Source organism: Streptomyces sp. ALB3, assembly GCF_044385685.1.
Taxonomy (GTDB): domain Bacteria; phylum Actinomycetota; class Actinomycetes; order Streptomycetales; family Streptomycetaceae; genus Streptomyces.
This window is the reverse complement of record NZ_JBISCE010000003.1, coordinates 391,067-415,191: the sequence shown is the minus strand read 5'-3', so window position 1 is coordinate 415,191 and position 24,125 is coordinate 391,067. Positions and strand designations below refer to the sequence as shown.

Here is a 24,125-nt window from a genome sequence, read left to right as displayed (position 1 = left end):
GCAAGTATGCACATCCAGCAGCGACTGCACTCGGCGCTATGGGCAGCCTGGGCGGATGCACTTGGATTCATCAGCGAGTTGACCGACGAGGCGGGCCTCCGTCGTCGCCTAGCCGGAGGAACCCTGCAGCATCCGGTCGAGTGGAAACGCCGTATTGGTGGAAAATTTGGGGTAACCGTTCCACTACCCGCCGGAACTTATAGCGATGACACACAACTTCGCCTGGCAGTCGGACGAGCGATCCGCCCTAGTGGTTTCGACCCTGAAGTCTTCTCGAAGATCGAGCTTCCTGTCTGGACTAGTTACTCCCTTGGTGGCGGGAAGGCGTCCAAGGCGGCGGCATCCCATATCGCCGGCACTGGTGTTCCCTGGTTCGGCAACTTCTACAAAGGGTGGACTGACGCTGGAGGGAATGGCGCCGCAATGCGTGTGCAACCCCATATCTGGGCGGCGCAGGAACCGAGTCGGGTTGGATCGCATCTTCTGGATGTTCTAATCGATGCTGTGATCACCCATGGTCACCCACGAGCCCTTGTTGGCGCCCTGTTTCACGCGATGACTTTGGGGTTCATGCTCGATCGCGGCCGAACTCCACACCCCGTCGAGTGGGTCAGCATCGCTGACGAAATGCATCAATTTCCCTCGATAATCCGCCAACACTCAGAGCTCTCCTTGTGGTGCTCCGCCTGGGAGCGCAGCGCCGAGAAAACACTAGACGCTGCCTGGGAGGCCACGGTCCTCGAAGTGATCGAGATGTTTAACGCGGCCGAGGAGTTTGCACATTCCGGCAACACCGCGCTACAGGAGGAGGATTTCGAATCCCTTCGGACCGCCTACGAGCTACTTATCGAAAAGCTTGACTTGCGTTCACCCGCCACCAGAGGGAGCGGGACGAATACAGTTGTCGCCGCCCTAGCCTTGGCGGTTGCCGGCTCAAGCCATCCCATCTCCATCCTGCAAATCGCCGCTCAGGCCGTGGGGACAGACACAGACACAATCGCCACGATGGCAGCCGCCTTGGTGGGAAGCGTTACCAACGACGAACCGCCTTCCAATGTCGCTGATTACAAATACATTGCGACTGAAGCCGTCCGCCTCGCAGCAATTTCCGCGGAAAACCGAGAGCACATGGAGAACTTCACCTACCCGGATCTCCTCCATTGGGAGGCTCCCAGAACCCAGGCAGGCGCTGTCGGTCTGGTGGAGGGCAAGCCTGCCTTGGCCGGGCTGGGTCTGTCCGACAGCTTGACGCTGGCTGGGACCGCTCAGTCATTTTCCTGGTCCTGGACGACGCTAAATTTCGGTCAGACCGTCCTGGCCAAGCACCGCACAGTGTTGGACGAGCTGCCAGCCACACAATGCCCTGCGCCCCTACAGAGGGGTACAGTTCACAAAGAGTCGAACCCAGCCCAGTCGGAACCCACGCACAGCATGGTCCAGCAGGAAATTGAGCTCATGCCCGTGACAACGCCACCAGAGCACCGAGAACCCGCAGGTCCTAACCGCCGGCGCCCCAGCGGGGGACAAGACCTTGATGTCGATGCCATGTTGGAATGGCTTCGTGCTCAGGGGCGCACTGACCAGGCCATCGGATATGCCGTTCGACGCATCGCCGAGCTTGGTACAACGGAACAAATGATCGCCTTCACTGCAACCATCCAAGCTGAGATCAGGCTGCACGCCGGTCAGACGCACCGTACGTTCTAGCCTGCCCGCCGGATCGCCTCAGACGGTGGCCGACCGCGAGGACTCAGATCCCTAATTTCAGTTCAGGGAGCATGATGCTCACGCTTTTTGCCAACCCATCGCGGAGACCGCGGCGCCGTCGTTGAGATAGTGGTGGAGGGCGCTGGCCGTAGTGTCCACGAACGCGTCGGGGATGGCGTTGGCATCGACCCAGCGGACCTGAGAGTGCTTATGGGGTTCACGGTTCTCCGGCTCGCCGGTCCAGCCGTGAGCGGCGAAGACGACCGTGAGGAAGCCATTGGGGGACTCAACGCCCCAGGCTCCGTGAATGATGTGCGCGACCTTGAGGGACTCGGGCTTCACCGTGAGGCCGGTCTCCTCGTAGAGCTCGCGGACTGCGGTCTCGGTGATGGGCTCGCCCGGTTCGCTCTTTCCGACGGGCAGGTCCCACATCCCCTGGGCGAACTTGGCGTTCTCGCTGCGCTGGAGGAGCACGACGCGGTTGGTGGCCTTGTCGTGGACGATGACGGCCGCGACCAGCAGGGTCATGGAGTCGAGCGCCGGCTTGAGGGCTGGGGGGCGGTTGTCGGTCTGCTGGGCCACGGGGTTCCCTTCGTCGGGCGGGTTGTTGGGCATGTTAGGCGAGGGCCTCGCGGGCTCGGCGGGCGAGATCTGCGGCGCCGGGGACGCGGCGGCGCTGGAATACCGCCAGGGTGGAGCGGATTGAGGTGATGGCCTTGCGGGTGCGGTCTGAGGTCATGCCTTCCATGAGGACCAGGGCCTGTGTCCAGGCCGCGACTGCTTCGTCGGCTCGGGCCTGGGCGGCGAGGCTGTCGCCGAGGTCGGCATGGGTGAGGGCGTGGACGCGCTTGTACTTCTCCGGGTCCCAGCGGGTTAGCGCGTCGCGGTGCTGCTGTTCCGTGCCGATGTGGTCGGCGAGGTCGGTCAGCGTGCGGGCGGTGTGGCTGGCCACGGTGCCGGCGGCGGGGCCGCTGACGCGGGAGAAGCTGGGCTGGGGACCGTCCTCGCGCAGGAGGGCGTCTTCGGCGGCGAGGAGAGCGCGGGCAGCCAATGGGTTCTCGCCGACGGCCGCGTAGGCGCGTGCGTGCGTGATGTGGAGGAGAGCTTCGGTCTGGCCGTCCACGTGGCCGAGGCCGCGGGCGAGCGCGCCTTGGACGAGGTCCACGCAGTGGTGGGGTTGCTTGAGGCTGAGGGACTGGTGGGCGAGGGCGCGCATCATCCAGGAGGCATGGCCGTGGGCGTCTGCTTCGCAGGCGAGCTGGTAGCCGACCTGGTAGTAGCGCTGGGCGGCGCCTTCGTGGCCGAGGTCGTGGTGCTTCCACCCTGCGAGGTAGGCGAGTTCGGCGACGGCGCCGAAGGCGGCCTGGCGTAAGGCTTCTGTGGGGAAGCGGCCGCGCAGCATGGGGGCTGCCGTGTCGGCGAGGTACGCGGTGACCGTGGTCAGGCCGTGCCCGCCGCCGAGCCTTTCGTCGGCGGCGCTGAAGGCTGCCGTGATCTGTCGTACGACGTCGATGTCGTCGCTGCCGACGAGGGAGCGGGCGGTGCGGGCGCGGAGCATCCGCGAGGTGGCTTCGTGGTCGTGCAGGAGCGGCATGGCCACGCCGGCCGTGGTGAAGGCGGCGATGGCGAGGAAGCGGCGGCGCTCGACGTCCGCGCGGCCGAGGTCGGTGACTGCGGTGACGGGGTCGGTGTCCGGCGGCGACTCCGTGTCGGGTGAGTGGAGGCCGAGATCGGTTCGGGTGACGACGCGTCCCAGTCGCCGGGAGAGGGCTTCGGCGAGGTACTGGCCTGCCTGACCAGACGGCGTGCGGGCACCGCCCACCCAGTGGGAGATGGCCGACTTGTTGGTTTGGAGCAGTTCGCCGTTCTCGGCGGCGATGCGGCGTACGTCCTTGGCGAGCGCGTCATACGTGCACCCGGCGGCGTTGATCGTGTCGCGCAGCTGGGAGTTGGCGCTGATCGGTGCCGCCACGATCGCCTCCGCTCCGGATCTGTAAACCGTGTATACCGCTTGACCTCGCGCACACCGTACCCACTCTGCGTAGCGGACGGTTCACTTATCGACAGCCGCCCCACTCACGGCATCGCGGGCCGGGCGGCCCCCAAGTTCCGTACGCCCCAACGGGCTCGGGCATTCCTGTGCCCCGGTCCGGACGATCAGAGACGGAGACACGGTGACCACCATCGACACCGCGACCATCACGGTCGAGCTGCCCGACGCCTTCGACCCGCGCTGGAACCGCCTGCCCGGCATCCAGGTCGACGGCCGACGCATCACCATCGACCCGGCCGAGTACTTCTTCCGCTTCGAGTCCAACACCTGGCTCGTCGCCGACTGGGAGCTGGTGAAGGCGCAGCTCCTGGACGTGAACGAGACGACCGAGAGCGCGGTCGAGCAGCTCGCGCTCGACTTCATCAAGCAGCACAGCGAATCCACCTCCGACGCCGCCCGTGTGCTGACGACGGCGTACGGGGTGTACGCGTACCTCTTCCGCGAGGAGCACCTGGCCGGCCTCGGCCTCTCGCAGATCACCGCCGACCACCTGCGCATGCTGCGCGAGGCCGCCACGCTGATGGCGCTCAACAAGGTCGAACTGGACGGGCACATCTCCAACGTCGGCCCGTGCTGGTTCTTCCCCGCCGCCACGTCCGTCGTCTTCGACCTGGACGACGAGGCGGGCGGAATGCTGGACGAGGTCTACCACGGCGGCTGGTTCAACGAGCACCGCCGGATCGAGTCCATCAAGGCCCACGCCGCGCTCGGCGGCCGACTCGTGCACGGCTGCCAGTCGGTGCCGGACCAGTCCGGCGGCGTCGTCGCACCCTACGGTGCCTCGATGGCCAACTTCCGCGACGACCTGGCCGAGTTCAAGGCGGGCTGGATCGAGCAGGTCTACGCCCACCGCGTGACCGCAGCCGAGTAACCCTGCCCCCAGTACGGCTCCGGGGCGGGCCAGCTCGCGCGCGCCCGCCCCGGAGCCCACCAGTCCCCTGGAGACCCCCATGGCCCAGAGCCTGTCCGCCACCCTGCTGAACGACCTGTGCGCTCTCATCGGCAAGCCCTTCCCCGAACGTACCGAGATTCGCGTCTGGGGCATGTCCGGCGTCGAACGCGTCACCTTCCCCGACAGCACCACGGCCGTCTTCAAATACGCCAAGGAACCCTTCGACCGCGAGGCCCAGGCCCTGCGATTGGCCTACCAGCGACGGCTCCCGGTCCCCACGCTCCACGCAACCGCCCTGCGGGGCAAGTGGCTCGGGATGCTCATGGACGACCTCGGCACCCCCGTACGGGACGCAGACGACCTCGACGGCGTCGCCGCCGCCGTGATGCTCCATGCCGCCCGCCCGGCCAGCGGTCTGCCCCTCCTCGACGGGGCGGGCCTCGCGGCCCTGCCCGGCCGTGCCTTCGATCACCTACAGCGGCTGCGGAAGACCGACCGATGGACGGACTGCGACGACATCGAGACCGCGCTGGGGAAGATCTCCGCCGCGGCCGAGACCCGCGTCCAGGGGGCGACGCTCGAACCGTTCGGCTGGGTCCACTCAGAGTTCCACCCCACGAGCGTCCACATCGGGGAGAACGGCTGGCACCTCCTCGACTTCGCACGCGCCTTCACCGGACCCGGCCTGATCGACCTCGCCTCGTACCACGGCACCACCGACGTACCGAGCCCCTTCCGCATGCGGGTGCTCCTGGAGCAGTACGTCGCCGCAGGCGGTCATGCGGACGCCCTCGCCGCCCGGGGCGGCCTGACCGCAGAGGCATGGGCCCTGGGTTGGCATCGGATGTGGGCCGTGGAGTGGTTCATGGAGCAGGCCATCCGCTGGATCGACGACCCGGCCAAGGACCCCGCGTACATCCCCGTTGTCCGCCGCCACCTGAACGACGTGGTCCAACTCCTGGAGGTCTAGGTGCTCGCCCAGGTCTCCCCCTGGTACGCCCACGCAGCCCAGCGCACAGCCGCCGCCCCCGCACACGCCCTCACCGCACCGGCCCGGATGGAATGGAGCACCCACGCCGGCCTCGGTCCCGGCGCCGAGATCCTGGGCCGGGACCTCTGCGGCAAACGCGTCCTGGAGCTGGGCTGCGGCCCCGGCCACAACGTGGCCCACCTCGCGAAGCACCACCAGGCCCACGCCACCGGCGTGGACCTGATCGGCCTCCAAGTGCGCCGCGCCCGCTCCCACTACGGCCACATCGACGGCGCCACCTTCGCCGCCGGCCACGCACTGCACCACCTGCAAGCCACCGGCCAGACCTTCCACGCGATCTACTCCATCTTCGGCGCCGTCGGCCTCGTCGCCCCCGAACTCCTCCTCACCGCCATTTCCCGACGCCTGGAACCAGGCGGTGTCCTGGCCTTCTCCGTCCCTCACCCGGCACGGGCCGGAAGACATCCATCCACGGACGACCGTCCGCGCGAGGACTACGTCACCATGCCCGACCGCACCCGACTGCCCCTCGCCCGATGGGAGTTCGACGCCCGCCGCTGGGGAGCCCACCTCTCCCGGACCGGCCTGGGCGTCACCTCGACGGTGGAGCTGCGGCACCCGCGCCGCGACCCGTGGCCCACCACCCTCCTGATCACCGCCCGCAAACGCTGACCGACGGAGGCAACGATGGCCCCGCCCTACCTGCTCCTCGACATCGACGGCGTCCTCATCCCGTTCCCGGCCGCCGACGGCAGCACCCCGCCCACCCACGTCCGCCACACCGTCCTGCCCACCGGCCGGCACCCCGACGACCCCGTGCCCATCTGGCTCGACCCGAGCCAGGGCGGCATTCTCACCGACCTCCTGACCAGCGGGCTCGTCACCCCCGTGTGGTGCACAAGCTGGCGCAAGGACGCCACCACGATCATCGGCCCCCTCCTGGGGCTGCCCGACTTCCCTTACCTCGACCTGCCTCATCCTCAGATCACCACCAGTCACCCCGACGGCTACCTCTGGAAACGAGACCACGTCGACGTCTGGCTGGCAGACGCCCCCGCCGTCTGGATCGACGACGACTTCACCGGCCTCGACCATGACTGGGCAGCAGAGCGCACCGCCAAGGGGACGCCGATCCTCCTCGTTCAGCCAGACCCACACCTCGGGCTGCAGCCCGAGCATCTGACCGAGGTGGCGAAGTGGGTCGCGCAGTTACCCACAGCCCACGCCGTCTGACGACTGGTGCCCTCGCTACCGCGAGCGGCGAGGGCACCAGCGTGTTGCTCGAGCGTCTACCGTCTGCGGTCCGTGGCGGGGATCGGCACCGCTGATGTCGGAGTCGGCTGGAACACTGCGGCCGTGATCAATGAAACAACTCCGGACCTTCCTGATACTCCCGCCGGTTCCCTGCCACCCACAGCACAGGCTGAACTCGCCGACATCGCCTGGGAGGAGCTGCCGCACGTCTGTACAGGCCAGCACAGTGTGCATGACACACCGGACATCCTCGGCGCTGTGCTCGCCACCGACCCGGCCCGCCGGGTGCGGGCTGTGGAAGACCTGTATCGGCTGCTCCTCAATCGGGAGCAGGTTTTTCCGGCGTCCGCTCCGGCGGCCTTGGTCCTCGCTCGTGTTCTTGACGATCCGCGCACCCTCGCCGAAGACCGGTGGGAGCGCAGGGCCGGCCGGCGGTCGCTTCGCGCCGAACTGCTGAACTGGCTTGCTTCGTTCGCCGACATCACCCGCCTGGACGTCGAAGACGGCGTCGGCACGGCGCAAGATCTGGCTGCCGCCCGTGCGGCAAGGCCAATACTCCACGACCGCATCGCGGATTTCTGCGACGACGACGATCCACTGGTGAGGGAGGCCGCGCTTGCGGCTACAGCCCTGCTCCTGGCCGACCCCGCCCTCACCTCGTCCGTACCCCGATACGCCCCCGCCGTCCGCGAGGTCCTTGCCGTGAGCGCGGACTCGTACTACCGGTGGATCGCCCGGGAACGGCTGGCCGCCTGCGGAGAGGATGTCACCGGTCTCGTCACTGCGGAGGAGGAGCGCCGCGCAGCCCTGGACCGGGCAGGCGAGTTGGCGGATGACCCATTCGGCCGAGACCAGGAGCAGGCGATCCGCTGGCTGGAAGAGCAACCCGGGGACACCGCGGCTCCGGAACGATTCGGTCACCGGCGAGAGGACCGGACCGCGCCCATACCGGCCGCCCCGGACGAGCCGGCACCCGAGCCGCCCGTGGCCGTCACGGGGAGCGAGGCGGGGTACTGCGGCCCGTGGCGGATTGCCCGGGAGAAGGAGCGCGCCGAGTGGACGTTCACGCCATATGTAGGAGTCGGCCCCCTGCACTTTGGGATGACTTTGGAAGAGATCACCCACGTCCTCGACGAAAGACCTGCCGTCGTGTCCTACTCCCACCACGGCGAGGGCCAGCAACTCAACTACGCAGACTTCACCGAGAGCGGGATCAGGGCCCTCTTCCATGAGGACCACCTGGGGTGCATCGCCGCCGACGCCCTCACCGGCCCCCAGGTGAGACTGGACGCTACCCCGCTGACCGGTTGCGTCCCTTCTGACGTGGAGAACTGGCTGGTCCACCGCACAACACGGCTTGGCAGCCTGGCGTACAGCGTCGCTGGCGATCCGGTCTTCGCCGACCTCGGTCTAGCAATCCGCTCCCAGCGGGCCGACGACGTCGTCCTGACCCGCCCCCTCTTCCTGCTCTACGACTGGCTCGACCTGTGGCACGCACTGCCCAGTGAGGAGTGGAACTGCTCGTGAAGTGTGGTTCGCCGGTCGACCTCACCTGAGTGCGAGGCCGACCGGTACAACATTCCGCCTAATCGAGCGATAGCGGGGTCAACGGTGTCGACTGCGCCTTTCGAGACTCATAGCCACTGGTGCGGCCGGAGGGTGTGGGACAGGGGGCATGGGCGATGTTCCGCTGATGATGCTTCGACTGTGAGCTGCTTGCGTCCTCCTGTTCGGCTGAGCGGTGATGCGCCAGGCGAGAACCTCGGCCGGGTGCTCGGCGCTGTTGAGCTCCCGCTGGGCGCCCGCCTCGGCCAGGAGGCGTCGGGGGTTGGGGCCGGCGGCCTCGGCGTGGGCGAGGGTTGTGGTCATGGCGGTCCAAGTGGGGTCGGCGAGGATCCGGTCGGCGTGGTCGGGGAGGGCCGCGCGCACGTCCTGTTCGAAGCGGCGGGCGGTTGCGGCTCGTGGTGCGCGGCGGGCCAAGTCCGCTAGGACGGGTGTGGCGGCCTGCTGGTAGCCCGTCTGAAGATGGCGGAAGGCTTCTTCGGCCGCAGCGGCCTGCTGTGCGTGGCCGCGTTGCTCGTGCCACTTGGCGGCGGCACCAGCGAGGTACACGGTGGCGAAGAGCAGGGCGATGGCGAGTCCGCCCGGCTCGTTGGAGGCATGGGCGAGTTCCTTGGCGGCCGTGCGTAGGGCGGTGCCGGCTTGGTGGTTGGCGCGGGTGGCGGAGCGGCGGGCGCGGTTGAACGTCGAGGCGGCTGCGCGTAGCTCTGCGCGGTGCGGGCCCGGTGTGGCGCTGGCGATGTTGTAGAGGGTGTCGCCGAAGGCGGCGAGGTGGGCCTGGGCGGCAGCATCGTCGTCGGAGTCGAGGACGATGTACGCCGTCTGTATCGCGGTGATGGTGCGCTGCCACGGCTCGGCGGGGTCTGCCGCGAACCGGGGGCGGTCGGCTTTCTCCTGGTCGGGGAGACGTTCGCGGAGGCGGTTGATCGAGAGGTCGGGGGCGAGTTTCGAGCCGCCGTACCAGACGGGGTCGCCGGCGCTGTTGGTGTCGCCGGGTGCGGCGAGGCTGTAGCCGATCACGTCGCCGCTCTCGGGGCCGAGGCGCGTTTTGACCTTGATGCCGAGGGTCTGCAGCACGGTGAAGTAGTCGGCCTCGGTGTGCACGGCGGCGGCGACCGCGTACGCCCGCTCGCGCAGCCAGTGCCGAGCCGTCACCGACTGGCCCTGACGCTCGGCCTTGGCGCGTTCGGCGCCGGTGGGGGTGCGAGGCGCGGTGAGGTCGCCGGACTTCAGGCGGCGCAGGCCGAACTCGGCCTCGATCCTGCGACACTCGGCCTGGGCTCGGCGTCCGTCCTGGTGGGTGCGTGGGCGGCGGCCGTCGGCGCGGACAGTGGTGGCCATGATGTGGATGTGGTCGTCAGCATGGCGGACCGCGATCCATCGGCATGCCCTCTCGTCGCCTTCGGGGGCGATGCCCGTGGCGTGCACGACGCGGCGGGCGACCTCGGCCCACTCGTTGTCGGTGAGGTAGCGGTCGCCGGGGGCGGTGCGTACCGGGCAGTGCCAGACGTGCTGCGGTGGCTTCTTGCCGCCGAGCTCGCGGGTGCGGAGGTCGACGTGGTGGTCGAGTCGTTTGGCGAGCTGGCTGTAGGTGGCTGCCGGGTCACGGCTGGGGTCGGGGGCGCCAGCCATGTCCCAGGCGGCGACAATGTGGGGATTGGTGTGCTAGTCGCGGCGGCCGGGGCCGAAGAGGTAGGCGATCAGTCCGCGGCTGTCGGAGCCGGTGGAGACGTCAGGAACCATAAGCCGTGCCTTCCGCGAGCAGCTGGTCGATGAGGTGGTAGCTGTTGTGTGCCGCTTGCTCGACGCGGTCGAGGACCGCTTCCGCTCGCTCGGGCACGGTCCCTCGGTTGATGGCTGCGGTGATCCGGTTGAGGTTGCTGCCGATGCGGTTGAGCGCGACCGTGTGCGCCTCGACGGCCTCGATCAGCGGGCGCAGAGGATCGTCCTCAGGGCTGCCGAGCATCCCTGCTTTGCCCCGTGCGACGGCCAGGGCCGCGTCCCCGACGAATCCGGCGAACCTCTGACCACACTGCTGAGCGGCGACGCTGATCTCCTCAACCGCGCTGGGCGTGAAGCGGATGGTCTTCTCCCGGTCGCGCCTCTCGACGGTGCGCTTGCGGTTCATCTGCGCGGGCAGGGCGGGGGCGTCGAGATCTCGCCAGGAGGGCTGCTCGACGGGCAGCGCTGCCGTAGTCGACGTGCCGGGAGGGATGGAGGCGGCGGCAGGCTGGCCAGAGTCCTCAGCCACCCCCTGCTCCGGCTCGGGCGCCCCCTGGCGCTCGGCCTTGTCCTCCGCCACCCCTGGGGCGGGGGCAAGCGCGGACGAAGCCTCGTTAGAGGCTCGTTCGCTCCAGCTTGCTGCTGGTCGTCGGGTGAGCCTGAACAGCTTCTTACGGCGGCGGGAAGTGGTGTCGTCCTTCGATTCGGACATCGTTGCGCTCCGTCAGTGGTGAGGGGTGAAGGTTCGTCGCATCCGTCGCGTGGCTGGTCAGCACAGGTACGGAGAGGGCCGCAGGTACGGAGTGATCCGTAACGGCGAGGAGATCCGTCCCCGCGCTGACCTGCGCGGGGACGGATGCGACGGATTGCTACGGACCTGGTGTCAGCGAGTGGGCCTGGGGCCTGCGGGCCCTCCCGGCGGGCCGGTGGGCAGCGTCCCGGACGGAGGGGCGGGTGGCATGCCCGGGGTCGGACGTGCCGGGGCCTCGGCGGTGGGTGCCGACGGGGCGGGTCGGGGCAGTAGCGGGCCCAGGCGTCCACGAACTGGTTGCGGGCGTACGCCTTGGCCTGCCGGCCGTTCTCGAACCGGTAGTTGGCCGGGCTGATGCCGAAGTCGCGCAGCAGATTCGCCAGGTGGTAGGCGTTCAACCCCTTCGTGCCGTACTCCGCCCACGGGGCCTCGGCGTCCTGGATCAGCACGGCCAGCAGGTCCTGGCTGCGCAGTGCCTCCCTGCCGCCCTCCTGGTCGAAGACACGGCGGATGTCACGCAGCAGCCGTGTCTTCAGCGTCGTCTGTTCGTCTTGGACCACCTCGTTGCGTGTCATCGCCAGACAGGCGGCACGTGCCCGCGCGGGCCAGTGCCCGCCGGCGAGGTCGGCGACGATGACGAGCGGCTCCCATGTGTCAGCGGCACGGTCCTCGACGGGCATCTTCGGCACCGCGCCCGCGACGGTGCCGCGCTGCGGGACCAGCCAGTCGGCCAGCCGGTCGCGCAGCGCGTGCAGTTCCGGCACGGAGTACCGCGATCGGAACGGGGTTATCCGCTCGCCCGGCTTGCGCTTCTGCATGCGGATGACGATTGCCCGGTCCATGATCGTGTCCGGCAGGTCACCGATGCCGGCCAGCGCCGCCATCGCGAAGGTGGGAAACGCGGTCGGCTTGTGCTCAGGACCGGAGATCCGCCAGGCGGGTCGGTTGCGCTGGTGCCCTGCGTTCAGCAGGCCGCGCAGGTCCTCCTTGTCGCCCGCCTTGGGGCCGAAGATGGTGTCTGCCTCGTCCACCAGCAGTGTCGGCGGTTTCTTGCCGATGACGCGGAAGACGACAGCGGGGGACGTGTTGACCGTCATCATCGGCTGGTGGACGGTCTCGTAGAGAACGTCCAGGAGGCGGGACTTGCCGCACCCCTTGGTCGGTCCGACCACCGCCAGTCGTGGCGCGTGCTGGAGGGCGGGTTGGATGTGGGAGGCCGCGACCCAGAGGGTGACGGCGGTCAGGGCCTCGTCGCTCGGCAGCACCACGTACCGCCCGATCGCCGTGCGGAGGTCGTCCAGCAGCGCGCTGCCCTCGCCTGCCGCCCCGGCGCCGTCTTGGGTTTCTGATCCGCCTGGAGCAGGATCGCCTGCGCTGTCCGGCAAACCGGGTGTACTCCGATTCGGGGCATCGGAGGTCACGCCTCCCGTATCGGGGCGTGGTTCCGTCCGCTCCTCGCGGTTCCGAGGCAGACCCTGGCCCGGGATCGCGATCGGTGGCCAGGCAACACCGGATGCCTTCGAGGTGGCGGGGGACGTAGGGTCCTTCATAGATGTTCCTCTCGGGTGGGGCGAGACGGGCAAGGTCTCGCCCCCGACCAGTTCGTTCAGGGATGGGCGACGTGCAAGGGGATCTCCGGCCCTCGGCGTAGGCGCGCCGAGGGCCTTTGCTGTGTCCGGACGGGTCGGCGGCTCATGAGGCCAGGCCCCAGTCCTCTCCGCCATCGATCAGCGCGCGCTCGTAGCGCAGCAGTTCGGCCTCGGGGTAGAGCACCCGCTTGCCGACCTTGATGCTGCGGGGTCCCTTCTGGAGATGGCGCCAGTAACGGACGGTGCTCTCGGCGGTGCGGTAGCGCTCGGCTACCTCGGCGGTGGTCAGGTATCGCACGCGTTCCCATTCGGCTAGGCGGTGATTCGATATGCATAATCAGTACCTCATGATCGGCGGTTAGCCAAACCGGGAAGCCTATGTTTCAATTTGGATAGCGACGGTCGCGATGGAGGTTCGATGGCAAGCGAGAAGCCCGAGGGTGGCGAGGTGCCGCTGCTCTACAGCGAAGGCAACGTGGCGGGCCGCGTGGCCCTGGAGCGCGAGGTCAGAGGGTGGAGCACGACCGAGCTTGCCGAACGGGTGACCAGAGCAGGCGTGAAGATGAACCAGACGGCCGTCTGGCGCATCGAGAACGGCTCACCCCGTCGCCGGATCAACCTCGACGAGGCGCTCGCCTTCTCCCGCGTCTTCGAGCTCCCCCTCGAAGAGCTGATGTCGCCGCCCCTCGAAGGGCTCGACATCGACAGCCGACGACTCGTCCAGGAAGCCGTCGAAGCGTTCTACGAAACCCGTGACGCCCGCGACCGCCTGCACCGCGCCGTGGTCGCCGTCGCCGGCCACATCAAGGCCCACCCCGACAGCTCACGCGCGATCAACGAACAGTGCCTCCGCCTCATGGGCGACGAGCGAGACGCTCGCACCCTCACCAGCGACATCCAGGACGGCGGCCACTACTGACAACCAGCACCAAGGAGAAACCACTTGGCGAACATCCAGAAGCGCCCCAACGGCAAATGGCGCGCCCGATACCGCGACCTTGACGGCAAGGAGCACGCCCGCCACTTCGACCGCAAGATCGACGCCCAGCGCTGGCTCGACGAAGTGACGACTAGCGTGGTCACCGGCCAGTACGTCGACCCGCGCTCGGCGAAGAAGCCTTTCAAGGAGTACGCGGAGGAGTGGCGGGCCAGCCAGCCGCACCGGCCGTCGACGGCCAAGGCCGTAGCCCAGCACCTGCGTTGCTACGCCTACCCCGTCTGGGAGAAGCGGGCACTCGGCGCGATCAAGCCCGGTGACGTGCAGAGCTGGATCACCATCCTGACGACCACCCACATGCTCGCCGCAAGCACCTCCCGCACCGTCTTCAACACGGTCAACGCCGTCTTCCGGGCAGCGGTCCGCGACCGCATGATTCCGCACAACCCCTGCACCGACGCAAAGCTGCCCTCAGTTCCGAGGAGGAAGGTCGTACCCCTGGCCGTCGAGCAGGTGCGGATGCTGGCCGAGGAGATACCCGGCCGCTACAAGGGCCTGGTCCTGCTGGGCGCTTGCACGGGGCTCCGCCCCGGCGAGCTCTTCGGCCTCCAGCTCCGGCACGTGGACCTGCTGCACGCCACCGTCTCGGTCGAGCAGCAGATCCAGCAGACCGCCAAGCACGGCGTGTACGTCTGCCCGCCCAAAACCGCTCGCTCGTACCGCACGGTCCCGCTCCCCCGCATAGCGGTGGATGCGTTGAAAGCCCACCTACGAAACTTCCCCGCTGATGGGCCCGAGAGCTGGATCTTCACGGCGCCGCAGGGCGGGCCCGTGATCTACACGCACTTCATGGACGGGTCGTGGCGGCCCGCCTGTGCGAAGGCCGACATACCGAAGGGCACCGGACCCCACGCCCTCCGGCACCACTACGCCAGCCTGTTGATCAAGCACGGCGAATCCGTGAAAACGGTCTCCGAGCGCCTCGGCCACACCAACGCGGCCATGACGCTGAACATCTACACCCACCTGTGGCCCGACTCCGAGGAGCGGACCCGGGCCGCCGTCGACAAGGCGTACGCGGACCAGTCCGCCGATGCCCAGCCACAGGTCGACGAAGCGGCGTAACCGCTCCCCCGCGTGCCGGACCCATCCAGCACCTGCGGACTCTATGCGGACCGCAAAGGCCGCCCAACCCGCTCCGCCGCAGGTCAGACGGCCTTTCGCCGAACGTATTAGACGTTGAAGCGGAACTCCACCACGTCGCCGTCCTGCATCACGTAGTCCTTGCCCTCCATGCGCGCCTTGCCCTTGGCGCGCGCCTCGGCCACCGAGCCCGTCTCGACGAGGTCGTCGAAGGAGACGATCTCCGCCTTGATGAAGCCCTTCTCGAAGTCGGTGTGGATCACACCGGCCGCCTCCGGGGCCGTGGCGCCCTTCTTGATCGTCCAGGCGCGGGCCTCCTTCGGGCCTGCCGTGAGGTAGGTCTGGAGACCCAGGGTGTCGAAGCCGACGCGGCCCAGGGTGGCCAGGCCGGGCTCCTCCTGGCCCATGGACTGGAGGAGTTCGAGGGCCTCGTCGTCGTCGAGCTCGATCAGCTCGGACTCGATCTTGGCGTTGAGGAAGATGGCTTCCGCCGGGGCGACCAGGGCGCGCTGCTCGGCCTTGAAGTCGTCGTCGACCAGCTCGTCCTCGTCGACGTTGAACACGTAGAGGAACGGCTTGGTCGTGAGCAGGTGCAGCTCGTGCAGGAGCCGGCCCTTCTCGGTGCCGGCCGTGATGCCCTTGGAGAAGAGCGTGTCGCCGGCCTCCAGGATCTTCTGGGCCTCCTCGACGGCGGCGAGGACCGCGGCCTTCTCCTTCTGGAGGCGGGCCTCCTTCGTCAGCCGCGGGACGGCCTTCTCGACGGACTGGAGGTCGGCCAGGATCAGCTCGGTGTTGATCGTCTCGATGTCGTCCTTCGGCGAGACCTTGCCGTCGACGTGGACGACGTTCTCGTCCTTGAAGGCACGGATGACCTGGCAGATCGCGTCGGACTCGCGGATGTTCGCGAGGAACTTGTTGCCCAGGCCCTCGCCCTCGCTCGCGCCCCGCACGATGCCCGCGATGTCGACGAAGTCGACGGTGGCGGGGAGCAGCTTCTGCGAGTTGAAGATCTCGGCGAGCTTGTTCAGGCGGGGGTCGGGGACGCCCACCACGCCGACGTTCGGCTCGATGGTGGCGAACGGGTAGTTGGCCGCCAGCACGTCGTTCTTGGTCAGGGCGTTGAACAGGGTCGACTTGCCGACATTCGGCAGGCCGACGATTCCGATCGTGAGCGACACTTTGGCGACTTCCTGAGATGAGGAGAGGGGCTGTCCGGGCGGGCCGGGGAGCGGGCCGGTCCTCCAGTTTACGGGCGGGGCCGGGCGGCCCGTCACGGGTGCGGGGACGGGGGCCGTCCGGGGCCGAACGGTCCTGTTTCGGCCGTGTGGGATCGAACGCAACGCCAAGGTCGGCCAAAGCGCGTGTCCAACGCCCGAAAGAGTGCACCGGGCGACCTAGGTTGTCGGGGTGGAGCAGCACAGGACACGTACCCCGCAGCGCAGGCAGCCCCCGCAGGTTCCGCCGGCCCCGCCCGGCGGCCTCGGCGAGGTCACGGCCGCGGCCGCCCATCCGGTGGCGGTGGCGGTCGCACCGGCGGCGGGCCACTCCGGGCCGGGATCGCGGCCCGGCGGTGTCCCGCCGGTGGTTCTGGCGCTGCGCCGGTTCCCCAACCCCCGGCTGACCGGCATCGGGGCCGGGCTCTTCGCGGCGCTGACCATGTTCCTGCTGGCCTGCGCGGACCGGCTGCTCCTGGGCGGTTCCGAACTCGTGTACGGGCTGCTCTTCCTGCCCGTCAGCGCCCTGACCGCCCTCTGGGTGCGGCCCGCCGACCTGGTGACCGCTCCGATCATCGTGCCCATCGCCTTCGCGGTCGGCGTGATCCCCGTCGCCGGTGGCACCGGCGGCTTCGGCGGGCAGGCGATGGCCGTCGTGACCGCGCTCGCCGTCCATGCCGGGTGGCTGTACGGGGGCACGCTCGTCGCCGGGCTCATCGCCAGCGTGCGCAAGATCCGGCAGATGCGGGAACGGCAGCGCCACCTGCTCCGGGCCGACCGGGCTGCCGCCCGCCGCCCCCGCGCCTAGGGCTGCCTTCCGGCGGCCGCCATGGCCGCGCCGACGATGCCCGCGTTGTTCTGCAGCTCGGCCGGGACCATCTCGGCCCGTACGTGCTCGATGAGCGGCAGGAACTTCTCCGCCTTGCGGCTGACGCCCCCGCCGATGATGAAGAGCTCGGGCGAGAACAGCATCTCCACGTGGACCAGGTATTTCTGCACCCGGTGCGCCCAGTGCGACCAGCTGAGGTCCTCGTCCTCCTTGGCCTTCGTGGAGGCACGCTTCTCGGCGTCGTGGCCGTGCAGCTCCAGGTGGCCGAGCTCGGTGTTGGGGACCAGCTGCCCGTCGGTGAAGACGGCGCTGCCGATGCCCGTGCCGAGGGTCAGCATGATCACCGTGCCCTTGCGGCCGCGGCCCGCCCCGAAGGTCATCTCGGCGACACCGGCCGCGTCGGCGTCGTTGAGGATCGTGACGGGCTGTCCGATGCGGTCGCTGAGCAGCGTCCGGGCGTCGGTGTCGATCCAGCCCTTGTCCACGTTGGCCGCGGTCCTGGTGACGCCGCCGGTGACGACCCCGGGGAACGTGATGCCGACCGGCCCCTGCCAGTCGAAATGCCCGACGACCTCGGCCACACCGTCGGCCACGCTCCCGGGCGTGGCCGGGTGGGGGGTCAGTACCTTGTGGCGCTCCTGCGCCAGCTCTCCGCGGTCCAGGTCCACGGGCGCGCCCTTGATCCCTGAACCGCCGATGTCCACACCGAAGATCTTCATGCCGTCCACGGTACGGGCAGGTGGCGCGGACCACTCCCCGGACGCCCGAACCGGCGGGCGCCCCGGGGCGGTCCGGGGGGACGGGCACCCCCGAAGGGCGTCCGGCGACAGCCTGGGCCCGGGTCCTGCGGCGACCGCGTGGGCGTGCCCCGGGTCACCCGGCGGGGAGCGGGCGCACGGCATGGATCGGGCGCACGGCGGGGAGCGGGCGCACGGCGGCCAGCCGCTACGCCCGTGTCACTCGGAGAGTGCCGCCGCCTCGGCGCGCAGGTCGCGGCGGAGTTCCTTGGGCAGCGAGAAGGTGATCGACTCGTCGGCGGTCTTCACCGTCTCCACGTCCGCGTAGCCCCGCTCGCCCAGCCACTCCAGGACCCCGTCGACCAGGACGTCGGGTACGGAGGCCCCCGAGGTGAGGCCGACCGTGGTGACGCCCTCCAGCCACGCCTCGTCGATCTCGTCGGCGAAGTCCACCAGGTGGGCCGCGGGCGCGCCGGCGTCCAGGGCGACCTCGACCATGCGGATCGAGTTCGAGGAGTTCTTGGAGCCGACGACGATGACCAGCTCGGCGTCCTCGGCCAGCTTCTTCACCGCGACCTGACGGTTCTGCGTGGCGTAGCAGATGTCGTCGCTCGGCGGGGAGAGGAGGTTCGGGAACTTCTGCTTGAGCGCGCCGACGGTCTCCATCGTCTCGTCGACGGAGAGCGTGGTCTGGGAGAGCCAGACCACCTTCGACTCGTCGCGGACCTCGACGTTCGCGACGTCCTCGGGGCCGTCGACCAGCGTGATGTGGTCGGGTGCCTCGCCGCTCGTGCCGATGACCTCCTCGTGGCCCTCGTGGCCGATCAGGAGGATGTCGTAGTCCTCCTTGGCGTAGCGGACGGCTTCCTTGTGGACCTTGGTGACCAGCGGGCAGGTCGCGTCGATGGTGGCGAGCTTGCGCTCGGCTGCCTCCGCGTGGACGGTCGGGGCGACTCCGTGTGCGGAGAACATCACGATGGAGCCCTCGGGCACCTCCGCGGTCACGTCGACGAAGATCGCGCCCTTCTTCTCGAGCGTTTGCACCACGTACTTGTTGTGCACGATCTCGTGGCGGACGTAGATCGGCGCACCGTACTGCTCCAGGGCCTTCTCGACGGCGATCACGGCGCGGTCCACGCCCGCGCAGTAGCCACGGGGCGCGGCGAGCAGGACACGGCGGGCAGGAGTAGCAGTCATGCGTCCCATCGTAAGGCCGTACCGAACAGGCGCCGGGACAGCGGGGTCGTGAGACTGATGCGTACGCAAGCGAGCGACGGAGGCTTCATGGCGGGCAGCGGCAGCAGCGCGGAAGAGGGCAGGCTGCGGCGCACCCTCGGTTTCCGCGACCTGGTGGTCTACGGGCTGCTGTTCATCGCGCCCATGGCCCCGGTCGGCGTGTTCGGCACGCTGGACGCCAAGTCCGACGGGGCCGTGGCACTCGTGTACGTCGTGGCGACCGTGGTGATGGCCTTCACCGCGTTCAGCTACGCCCAGATGGTCCACGTCGCGCCCCTCGCCGGATCGGTCTTCGCGTACGCCCGTAAGGGGCTGGGGGAAGGGCCCGGGTTCATCGCCGGCTGGATGGCGATGCTGGACTACCTGCTCATCCCCGCGGTCGCCTACCTCTTCTCCGGGATCGCGATGAACGCGCTGGTCCCCGAGGTGTCGCGGTGGGTGTGGACGGCGATCGCGGTGGTGGTGACGACCCTGCTGAACCTCTGGGGTGTGCGGGCCGCCGCCCGGGTGGGCTTCGCCGTGCTCGCCATGGAGATCGTGGTGCTGCTGGTGTTCGTGGTGTCGGCTGTGGTGGTCCTGGTCCGCGACGGGGCGCAGCGTGGCTGGCTGACGCCGCTCACCGGGGACTCCGGGTTCTCCATGACGGCGGTGATGGGGGCGGTGTCCATCGCGGTGCTGTCCTATCTGGGCTTCGACGCGATCGCCTCGTTCGCCGAGGAGGTGACAGGGGGGTCGGCGAAGGTGGCGCGGGCGGTGCTGTTCTGCCTGGTGCTCGCCGGGGCCCTGTTCGTGGCCCAGTCGTACCTGGCGGCGCTCCTGGAGCCGGTGAGCTCGGCGGAGCTGGCAGCGGATCCGGTGAAGCAGGGGTCCGCGTTCTACGACGCGGTGGATGCCTCGGTCGGTACCTGGCTGCACGATCTGGTGGCCGTCAGCAAGGCGATCGGTGCCGCCTTCGCGGCGCTGGCGGGGCAGGCGGCGGCCGGCCGGCTGGTGTTCGCGATGGCCCGGGAGCGGAGGCTCCCCTCGTTCCTGTCGCGGATCGACGCGAAGTCCGGGGTGCCGCGCGTGGCGATCACGGGGGCCGCCGTGGTGACGCTGGTGGCGGCGGTGTGGGCGGCCCGGCGCGACGACGGGCTGGATCACCTGGTGTCGGTGGTGGACGTCGGCGCCCTCACCGCGTTCGTGCTGCTGCACGCGTCGGTGGTGGGCTGGTTCGCGGTACGCCGCATGGAGGGCCCGCCGAGCTGGTGGCGTCATGTGCTGATGCCGGTGGTGGGGGCGGCCGTCCTCGTCGCGGTGATCCTGGAGGCGACGACGAGCGCTCAGCTGGTGGGGTTGTGCTGGCTGGGGATCGGACTGGTGGTGCTCGCGGTGCAGTGGGGGCGGCGGGCCGCCTGATTGTCGGTTCCGGCCGATACGCTCGCCCGTATGGCTCTCACTACGTCCCCGGAAGCCCCGCTGCCCGTCGGCGACGTGTCACGGCTGATCGGCGGCTGGATCGACCGGCTCGGCGCGGTCTGGGTCGAGGGGCAGATCACCCAGTTGTCACGCCGGCCGGGGGCCGGCGTGGTGTTCCTGACCCTGCGCGACCCGTCCCACGACATCTCGGTGAGCGTGACGTGCTTCCGGCAGGTCTTCGACCGGATCGCCGATGTGGTGACGGAGGGCGCGCGGGTCGTCGTCCTCGCGAAGCCGGAGTGGTACGCCCCGCGCGGACAGCTCTCCCTGCGGGCCACGGACATACGGCCGGTGGGCATCGGCGAGCTGCTGGTGCGCCTGGAGCAGCTGAAGAAGTCGCTGGCCGCCGAGGGCCTCTTCGCGCTGGACCGGAAGAAGCCGCTGCCCTTCCTGCCGCAGCTGGTCGGCCTGGTCTCCGGGCGGGCGTCGGCGGCGGAGCGCGATGTGCTGGAGAACGCGAGGCGGCGCTGGCCCGCGGTGCGCTTCGAGGTGCGCAACACCGCGGTGCAGGGGGTGCACGCCGTCAGTCAGGTGGTCCAGGCCGTCCAGGAGCTGGACGGGCTGCCGGAGGTCGATGTGATCGTCGTCGCCCGCGGGGGCGGCAGCGTCGAGGACCTGCTGCCGTTCTCCGACGAGGCACTGATCCGGGCGGTCGCCGCGTGCCGCACCCCGGTGGTGTCCGCCATCGGGCACGAGCCGGACTCGCCCCTGCTCGACCTGGTGGCCGACGTACGCGCGTCGACCCCTACGGACGCGGCGAAGAAGGTCGTGCCGGACGTGGGTGAGGAGCTCGACCGCGTCCAGCAGCTCCGTGACCGGGCGCTGCGGACCGTGCGGGGGCTGATCGACCGGGAGGAGCGGGGGCTGGCGCACGCGCTGGGCCGGTCCTCGATGGAGCGGCCGCAGCGGATGGTGGACGAGCGGGAGGCGGAGACCGACGCGCTGGTGGGGCGGAGCCGCAGGGTGCTCGGCCACCTGCTGGACCGCGCCGACTCCGAGCTGGCGCACACCCGTGCCCGGGTCGTGGCGCTGTCGCCCGCGGCGACGCTCGAGCGGGGTTACGCGGTCCTGCAGCGGCCGGACGGGCACGTGGTGCGCTCGCCCGGGGACGCCGGGGCGCCGGGCGAGGAGCTGCGGGCGCGGGTGTCCGAGGGCGAGTTCACCGTGAGGGTCGCCCGGTGAGGGGCCCGCTCTGTCGGAGCCCGCGCATAGGGTGGTCGGCATGACGGACGACGGGACGACGACGGCGGCGGCGACGGGCACGCTCGGGTACGAGCAGGCGCGGGACGAGCTGATCGAGGTCGTGCGCCGCCTGGAGGCGGGCGGCACGACGCTGGAGGAGTCGCTGGCCCTGTGGGAGCGCGGCGAGGAGCTGGCGAAGGTGTGCCGGCGCTGGCTGGAGGGCGCGCGGGCCCGGCTGGACGCGGCACTGGCACGCCCGGAGGAGCCCTCGGAGGCCGGCGGCGGCGCGGACTGACCGCGCGCACCGCCGAAGGGCGGGACCGCTGTGCGCTGGATCACTCCGGGCCGATTTAGTTGAACTTTAATCTATTCTCCGGTTACGGTGGCCACGTCGCTCGACCCGTACCGTCCGGAAGGTAACGCCACAGATGTCCCTCGTTCTTGACCCCGCCGCCCAGGACCTCCTCTTCCGCGAGGCCCGCACCGCCAACACGTTCACCGACGAGCCGGTGACCGACGAGCAGGTCCAGGCGATCTACGACCTGGTCAAGTACGGCCCCACCGCCTTCAACCAGTCGCCGCTGCGCGTGATCCTGGTCCGCACCCCCGAGGGCCGCGAGCGTCTGGTCAAGCACATGGCCGAGGGCAACCGCCCGAAGACCGCGACCGCCCCGCTGGTCGCGCTCCTCGTCGCGGACCACGAGTTCCACGAGGAGCTCCCCGCGCTCATGCCGCACTTCCCGCAGGCCAAGGACGCCTTCTTCTCCGAGCGCCCGGTCCGCGAGCAGTCCGCCGCGCTGAACGCCGCGCTTCAGGCCGCCTACTTCATCATCGGCGTCCGCGCCGCCGGCCTGGCCGCCGGCCCGATGACCGGCTTCGACGCCGCGGGCATCGAGAAGGAGTTCCTGGACGCCGACCACAGGCTGCTCATGGCCGTCAACATCGGCAAGCCGGGCGAGGACGCCTGGTTCCCGCGTCTGCCGCGCCTGTCCTACGACGAGGTCGTCACGACCGTCTGACGTCCGGCCCTCCCCGGACCATCCGAAAGCCCCGCGGCGCCCGAGCGCCGCGGGGCTTTCGCGGTTCTCCCCGACCCGGTCCGCCGGATCCCGAGAAGGTCCCCGCGGAAGGTCAGGCGGCGGGGGTGGGGGCGCCGGAGGAGGCCGTCCTCAGCGCGGCGGCCATCTCCGCCAGCCGGTCCGCCGGGGCCGAGCCGGTGACCACCGTCGTCACGCCCTCGGCGCGCAGCACCAGCGCGTCGTACTTCGGGCCCTCCCAGACCTCCCAGACCCGGCCGGACACCTCACGCGTGCGACCGGTGGCCTCGGCGTCCTGGCTGACCTGGGGGACGTACTTCTTCGCCGGGGTCGTCGACTGCTCCACGGCCACGTACCTGTCGTCCGGGTCGAGGTAGCCGAGGTGCCAGCCGGCGTCGTTGTGCCCCTCGTACGAGACGGAGGTCGGCTTCCAGCCCTCGGCCAGGCCCGCCGGGGCCGCCACCGGGTACGGCGCGGCGCGACGGGCCGTCGCGAGCTCCACGCGGTAGTCGACCGCCTTGACCGGGTCGGCCTTGTCGTCGTGCGGGATGAAGATGTAGACGACGCCCGCCACTGCGGTGATCACGAGCATCGACAGGATCATGTCCCGGACGGTCTGCTTGCCTCGCTTGCTTGCCACGGACTCAATGGTGGCATGAGCCGCCGGACGCCCGGCCATCGGGCACCCGCTCATAAGTGACCCGCTCTGCTCATTTTATCGACCTACCGATAGAGTCGCAGCACCCTCTTTTCCGGTCGTCGTCGTACAGAAAGGTGCGCTCCGATGTCCGAGCATCATCTGCCGTCCCAGCTCGAGGTCTCCCCGGAGGCCCCCGACCGCAACCTGGCCCTGGAGCTGGTGCGGGTCACCGAGGCCGCCGCCATGGCCGCCGGGCGCTGGGTCGGCCGCGGCGACAAGATCGGCGCCGACGGCGCCGCGGTGAAAGCCATGCGTACGCTCGTCTCCACCGTGTCGATGAACGGCATCGTCGTCATCGGTGAGGGCGAGAAGGACGAAGCCCCCATGCTGTTCAACGGCGAACGCGTCGGCGACGGCACCGGAGCCGAGGTCGACATCGCCGTCGACCCGATCGACGGCACCACGCTCAACGCGAAGGGCATGCCCAACGCGATCGCCGTACTGGCCGCCGCGGACCGCGGTGCGATGTTCGACCCGTCGGCCGTCTTCTACATGGACAAGCTGGTCACCGGCCCCGAAGCGGCCGACTTCGTCGACATCAACGCGCCCGTGTCCGTCAACATCCGGCGGGTCGCCAAGGCCAAGAGCTCGACGCCCGAGGACGTCACCGTCGTCATCCTCGACCGGCCCCGGCACGAAGGCGTCGTCCGGGAGATCCGGGAGACCGGCGCCCGGATCAAGTTCATCTCCGACGGCGACGTCGCCGGGTCGATCATGGCGGCCCGCGAGGGCACCGGCGTCGACCTGCTCATGGGGATCGGCGGCACGCCGGAGGGCATCATCTCGGCCTGCGCCATAAAGTGCCTCGGCGGAGTCATCCAGGGCAAGCTCTGGCCCAAGGACGAGGCCGAGCGGCAGCGTGCGCTGGACGCCGGTCACGACCTGGACCGGGTCCTCTCGACGGACGACCTCGTCAGCGGGGACAACGTGTTCTTCGTCGCCACCGGGATCACCGACGGCGAACTCCTGCGCGGTGTGCGGTACCGCGCGGAGACGGCGACCACGGACTCCCTGGTGATGCGGTCCAAGTCGGGCACGATCCGCAGGATCGACTCGACGCACCGGCTGTCGAAGCTGCGTGCCTACAGCGCGATCGACTTCGACCGCGCCAAGTAGCCCCGGCGGCACGGATG

At 69.6% G+C, this 24,125-nt stretch carries 22 protein-coding genes and 2 pseudogenes; 14 read left to right on the top strand and 10 right to left on the bottom strand.

The window, feature by feature from the left end:
* Positions 1-6: 6 nt before the first annotated feature.
* On the top strand, positions 7-1,707 hold the full coding sequence (locus ACHFIV_RS03805) for an ADP-ribosylglycohydrolase family protein (RefSeq protein WP_398963401.1): 1,701 nt from the start codon (positions 7-9) through the stop codon (positions 1,705-1,707).
* A 78-nt stretch (positions 1,708-1,785) separates the two neighbouring features.
* Here ACHFIV_RS03805 and ACHFIV_RS03800 read toward each other — a convergent pair whose 3' ends face one another.
* Together ACHFIV_RS03800 and ACHFIV_RS03795 are read right to left on the bottom strand one after the other, a co-directional pair.
* Complete coding sequence (locus ACHFIV_RS03800) at positions 1,786-2,322, bottom strand: NUDIX domain-containing protein (protein WP_398963398.1); 537 nt, start codon at positions 2,320-2,322, stop codon at positions 1,786-1,788.
* 1 nt (position 2,323) lies between these two features.
* Positions 2,324-3,679: a tetratricopeptide repeat protein gene (locus ACHFIV_RS03795; protein WP_398963396.1), complete on the bottom strand. Its 1,356-nt coding sequence runs from the start codon at positions 3,677-3,679 to the stop codon at positions 2,324-2,326.
* Positions 3,680-3,881: 202 nt separating this feature from the next.
* Here ACHFIV_RS03795 and ACHFIV_RS03790 point away from each other — a divergent pair, with 202 nt between their 5' ends.
* The 5 genes from ACHFIV_RS03790 to ACHFIV_RS03770 all read left to right on the top strand — a co-directional run bounded on the left by ACHFIV_RS03790 (position 3,882) and on the right by ACHFIV_RS03770 (position 8,424).
* On the top strand, positions 3,882-4,631 hold the full coding sequence (locus ACHFIV_RS03790) for a hypothetical protein (RefSeq protein ID WP_398963393.1): 750 nt from the start codon (positions 3,882-3,884) through the stop codon (positions 4,629-4,631).
* A 79-nt stretch (positions 4,632-4,710) separates the two neighbouring features.
* A complete protein-coding gene (locus ACHFIV_RS03785; protein ID WP_398963390.1) occupies positions 4,711-5,622 on the top strand; it encodes an aminoglycoside phosphotransferase family protein in 912 nt (303 codons plus the stop codon).
* A complete protein-coding gene (locus ACHFIV_RS03780) occupies positions 5,623-6,315 on the top strand; it encodes a class I SAM-dependent methyltransferase (protein WP_398963387.1) in 693 nt (230 codons plus the stop codon).
* Positions 6,316-6,330: 15 nt separating this feature from the next.
* A complete protein-coding gene (locus tag ACHFIV_RS03775) occupies positions 6,331-6,876 on the top strand; it encodes an HAD domain-containing protein (RefSeq protein ID WP_398963384.1) in 546 nt (181 codons plus the stop codon).
* Between the two features lie 72 nt (positions 6,877-6,948).
* Positions 6,949-8,424: a hypothetical protein gene (locus ACHFIV_RS03770; RefSeq protein WP_398963382.1), complete on the top strand. Its 1,476-nt coding sequence runs from the start codon at positions 6,949-6,951 to the stop codon at positions 8,422-8,424.
* 78 nt (positions 8,425-8,502) lie between these two features.
* On the opposite strand, the pseudogene ACHFIV_RS03765 reads toward ACHFIV_RS03770, so the two are convergent.
* The 4 genes and pseudogenes from ACHFIV_RS03765 to ACHFIV_RS03750 all read right to left on the bottom strand — a co-directional run bounded on the left by ACHFIV_RS03765 (position 8,503) and on the right by ACHFIV_RS03750 (position 12,817).
* Positions 8,503-10,200: pseudogene (locus ACHFIV_RS03765) on the bottom strand (relaxase/mobilization nuclease domain-containing protein).
* The gene (locus ACHFIV_RS03760; protein ID WP_398964198.1) at positions 10,190-10,759 is read right to left on the bottom strand and encodes a hypothetical protein; all 570 of its coding nucleotides are present in this window, start codon (positions 10,757-10,759) and stop codon (positions 10,190-10,192) included. The pseudogene ACHFIV_RS03765 and the gene ACHFIV_RS03760 overlap by 11 nt, the downstream one beginning before the upstream one ends.
* Positions 10,760-11,062: 303 nt before the next feature.
* Positions 11,063-12,480: pseudogene (locus ACHFIV_RS03755) on the bottom strand (DUF3631 domain-containing protein).
* Positions 12,481-12,622: 142 nt separating this feature from the next.
* On the bottom strand, positions 12,623-12,817 hold the full coding sequence (locus ACHFIV_RS03750) for a helix-turn-helix transcriptional regulator (RefSeq protein ID WP_398963379.1): 195 nt from the start codon (positions 12,815-12,817) through the stop codon (positions 12,623-12,625).
* A gap of 120 nt (positions 12,818-12,937) precedes the next feature.
* On the opposite strand from ACHFIV_RS03750, the gene ACHFIV_RS03745 reads away from it, so the two are divergent.
* Both ACHFIV_RS03745 and ACHFIV_RS03740 read left to right on the top strand, forming a co-directional pair.
* Positions 12,938-13,438, top strand: coding sequence for a helix-turn-helix transcriptional regulator (locus ACHFIV_RS03745; RefSeq protein WP_398963376.1), 501 nt, complete (start codon positions 12,938-12,940; stop codon positions 13,436-13,438).
* 24 nt (positions 13,439-13,462) lie between these two features.
* Positions 13,463-14,581 carry a tyrosine-type recombinase/integrase gene (locus tag ACHFIV_RS03740; protein ID WP_398963374.1) on the top strand — a complete coding sequence of 373 codons (1,119 nt, stop codon included), beginning with the start codon at positions 13,463-13,465 and terminating at the stop codon, positions 14,579-14,581.
* A gap of 107 nt (positions 14,582-14,688) precedes the next feature.
* Here the strand turns inward: ACHFIV_RS03740 and ychF are convergent, their stop codons facing one another.
* Positions 14,689-15,777, bottom strand: a complete 1,089-nt coding sequence (gene ychF, locus ACHFIV_RS03735; protein ID WP_398963371.1) for a redox-regulated ATPase YchF — start codon at positions 15,775-15,777, stop codon at positions 14,689-14,691.
* A gap of 229 nt (positions 15,778-16,006) precedes the next feature.
* Between ychF and ACHFIV_RS03730 the strand changes: the two genes are divergently transcribed.
* Positions 16,007-16,621: a DUF6542 domain-containing protein gene (locus ACHFIV_RS03730; protein ID WP_398963368.1), complete on the top strand. Its 615-nt coding sequence runs from the start codon at positions 16,007-16,009 to the stop codon at positions 16,619-16,621.
* Here ACHFIV_RS03730 and ppgK read toward each other — a convergent pair.
* Both ppgK and ACHFIV_RS03720 read right to left on the bottom strand, forming a co-directional pair.
* Positions 16,618-17,361, bottom strand: coding sequence for a polyphosphate--glucose phosphotransferase (ppgK, locus tag ACHFIV_RS03725; RefSeq protein ID WP_398963366.1), 744 nt, complete (start codon positions 17,359-17,361; stop codon positions 16,618-16,620). The genes ACHFIV_RS03730 and ppgK overlap by 4 nt on opposite strands.
* 237 nt (positions 17,362-17,598) lie before the next feature.
* Positions 17,599-18,585, bottom strand: a complete 987-nt coding sequence (locus tag ACHFIV_RS03720) for a 4-hydroxy-3-methylbut-2-enyl diphosphate reductase (RefSeq protein ID WP_203182250.1) — start codon at positions 18,583-18,585, stop codon at positions 17,599-17,601.
* A 78-nt stretch (positions 18,586-18,663) separates the two neighbouring features.
* Here ACHFIV_RS03720 and ACHFIV_RS03715 point away from each other — a divergent pair, with 78 nt between their 5' ends.
* From ACHFIV_RS03715 to ACHFIV_RS03700, 4 genes are all read left to right on the top strand, one after another.
* Complete coding sequence (locus ACHFIV_RS03715; protein WP_398964197.1) at positions 18,664-20,013, top strand: APC family permease; 1,350 nt, start codon at positions 18,664-18,666, stop codon at positions 20,011-20,013.
* Positions 20,014-20,043: 30 nt separating this feature from the next.
* Complete coding sequence (gene xseA / locus ACHFIV_RS03710; protein ID WP_398963362.1) at positions 20,044-21,255, top strand: exodeoxyribonuclease VII large subunit; 1,212 nt, start codon at positions 20,044-20,046, stop codon at positions 21,253-21,255.
* A 40-nt stretch (positions 21,256-21,295) separates the two neighbouring features.
* Entirely contained in the window at positions 21,296-21,550 is a 255-nt protein-coding gene (locus tag ACHFIV_RS03705) for an exodeoxyribonuclease VII small subunit (RefSeq protein ID WP_398963360.1), read from the top strand.
* Between the two features lie 133 nt (positions 21,551-21,683).
* A complete protein-coding gene (locus ACHFIV_RS03700) occupies positions 21,684-22,274 on the top strand; it encodes a malonic semialdehyde reductase (protein WP_398963358.1) in 591 nt (196 codons plus the stop codon).
* A gap of 112 nt (positions 22,275-22,386) precedes the next feature.
* Here ACHFIV_RS03700 and ACHFIV_RS03695 read toward each other — a convergent pair whose 3' ends face one another.
* A complete protein-coding gene (locus tag ACHFIV_RS03695; protein WP_398963355.1) occupies positions 22,387-22,932 on the bottom strand; it encodes a DUF4245 domain-containing protein in 546 nt (181 codons plus the stop codon).
* Positions 22,933-23,076: 144 nt separating this feature from the next.
* Between ACHFIV_RS03695 and glpX the strand changes: the two genes are divergently transcribed.
* Entirely contained in the window at positions 23,077-24,108 is a 1,032-nt protein-coding gene (gene glpX / locus ACHFIV_RS03690) for a class II fructose-bisphosphatase (protein ID WP_398963353.1), read from the top strand.
* Positions 24,109-24,125: the final 17 nt, after the last annotated feature.

Excerpts from the sequence above, each read along its gene's own strand:
- ACHFIV_RS03805 (WP_398963401.1), top strand. The coding sequence starts at position 7 with ATGCACATCCAGCAGCGACTGCACTCGGCGCTATGGGCAGCCTGGGCG.
- xseA (WP_398963362.1), top strand. The coding sequence starts at position 20,044 with ATGGCTCTCACTACGTCCCCGGAAGCCCCGCTGCCCGTCGGCGACGTG.
- ACHFIV_RS03775 (WP_398963384.1), top strand. The coding sequence starts at position 6,331 with ATGGCCCCGCCCTACCTGCTCCTCGACATCGACGGCGTCCTCATCCCG.
- ACHFIV_RS03705 (WP_398963360.1), top strand. The coding sequence starts at position 21,296 with ATGACGGACGACGGGACGACGACGGCGGCGGCGACGGGCACGCTCGGG.
- ACHFIV_RS03715 (WP_398964197.1), top strand. The coding sequence starts at position 18,664 with ATGGCGGGCAGCGGCAGCAGCGCGGAAGAGGGCAGGCTGCGGCGCACC.
- ACHFIV_RS03785 (WP_398963390.1), top strand. The coding sequence starts at position 4,711 with ATGGCCCAGAGCCTGTCCGCCACCCTGCTGAACGACCTGTGCGCTCTC.
- ACHFIV_RS03720 (WP_203182250.1), bottom strand. The coding sequence starts at position 18,585 with ATGGGACGCATGACTGCTACTCCTGCCCGCCGTGTCCTGCTCGCCGCG.
- ACHFIV_RS03745 (WP_398963376.1), top strand. The coding sequence starts at position 12,938 with ATGGCAAGCGAGAAGCCCGAGGGTGGCGAGGTGCCGCTGCTCTACAGC.
- ACHFIV_RS03800 (WP_398963398.1), bottom strand. The coding sequence starts at position 2,322 with ATGCCCAACAACCCGCCCGACGAAGGGAACCCCGTGGCCCAGCAGACC.
- glpX (WP_398963353.1), top strand. The coding sequence starts at position 23,077 with ATGTCCGAGCATCATCTGCCGTCCCAGCTCGAGGTCTCCCCGGAGGCC.
- ACHFIV_RS03700 (WP_398963358.1), top strand. The coding sequence starts at position 21,684 with ATGTCCCTCGTTCTTGACCCCGCCGCCCAGGACCTCCTCTTCCGCGAG.
- ppgK (WP_398963366.1), bottom strand. The coding sequence starts at position 17,361 with ATGAAGATCTTCGGTGTGGACATCGGCGGTTCAGGGATCAAGGGCGCG.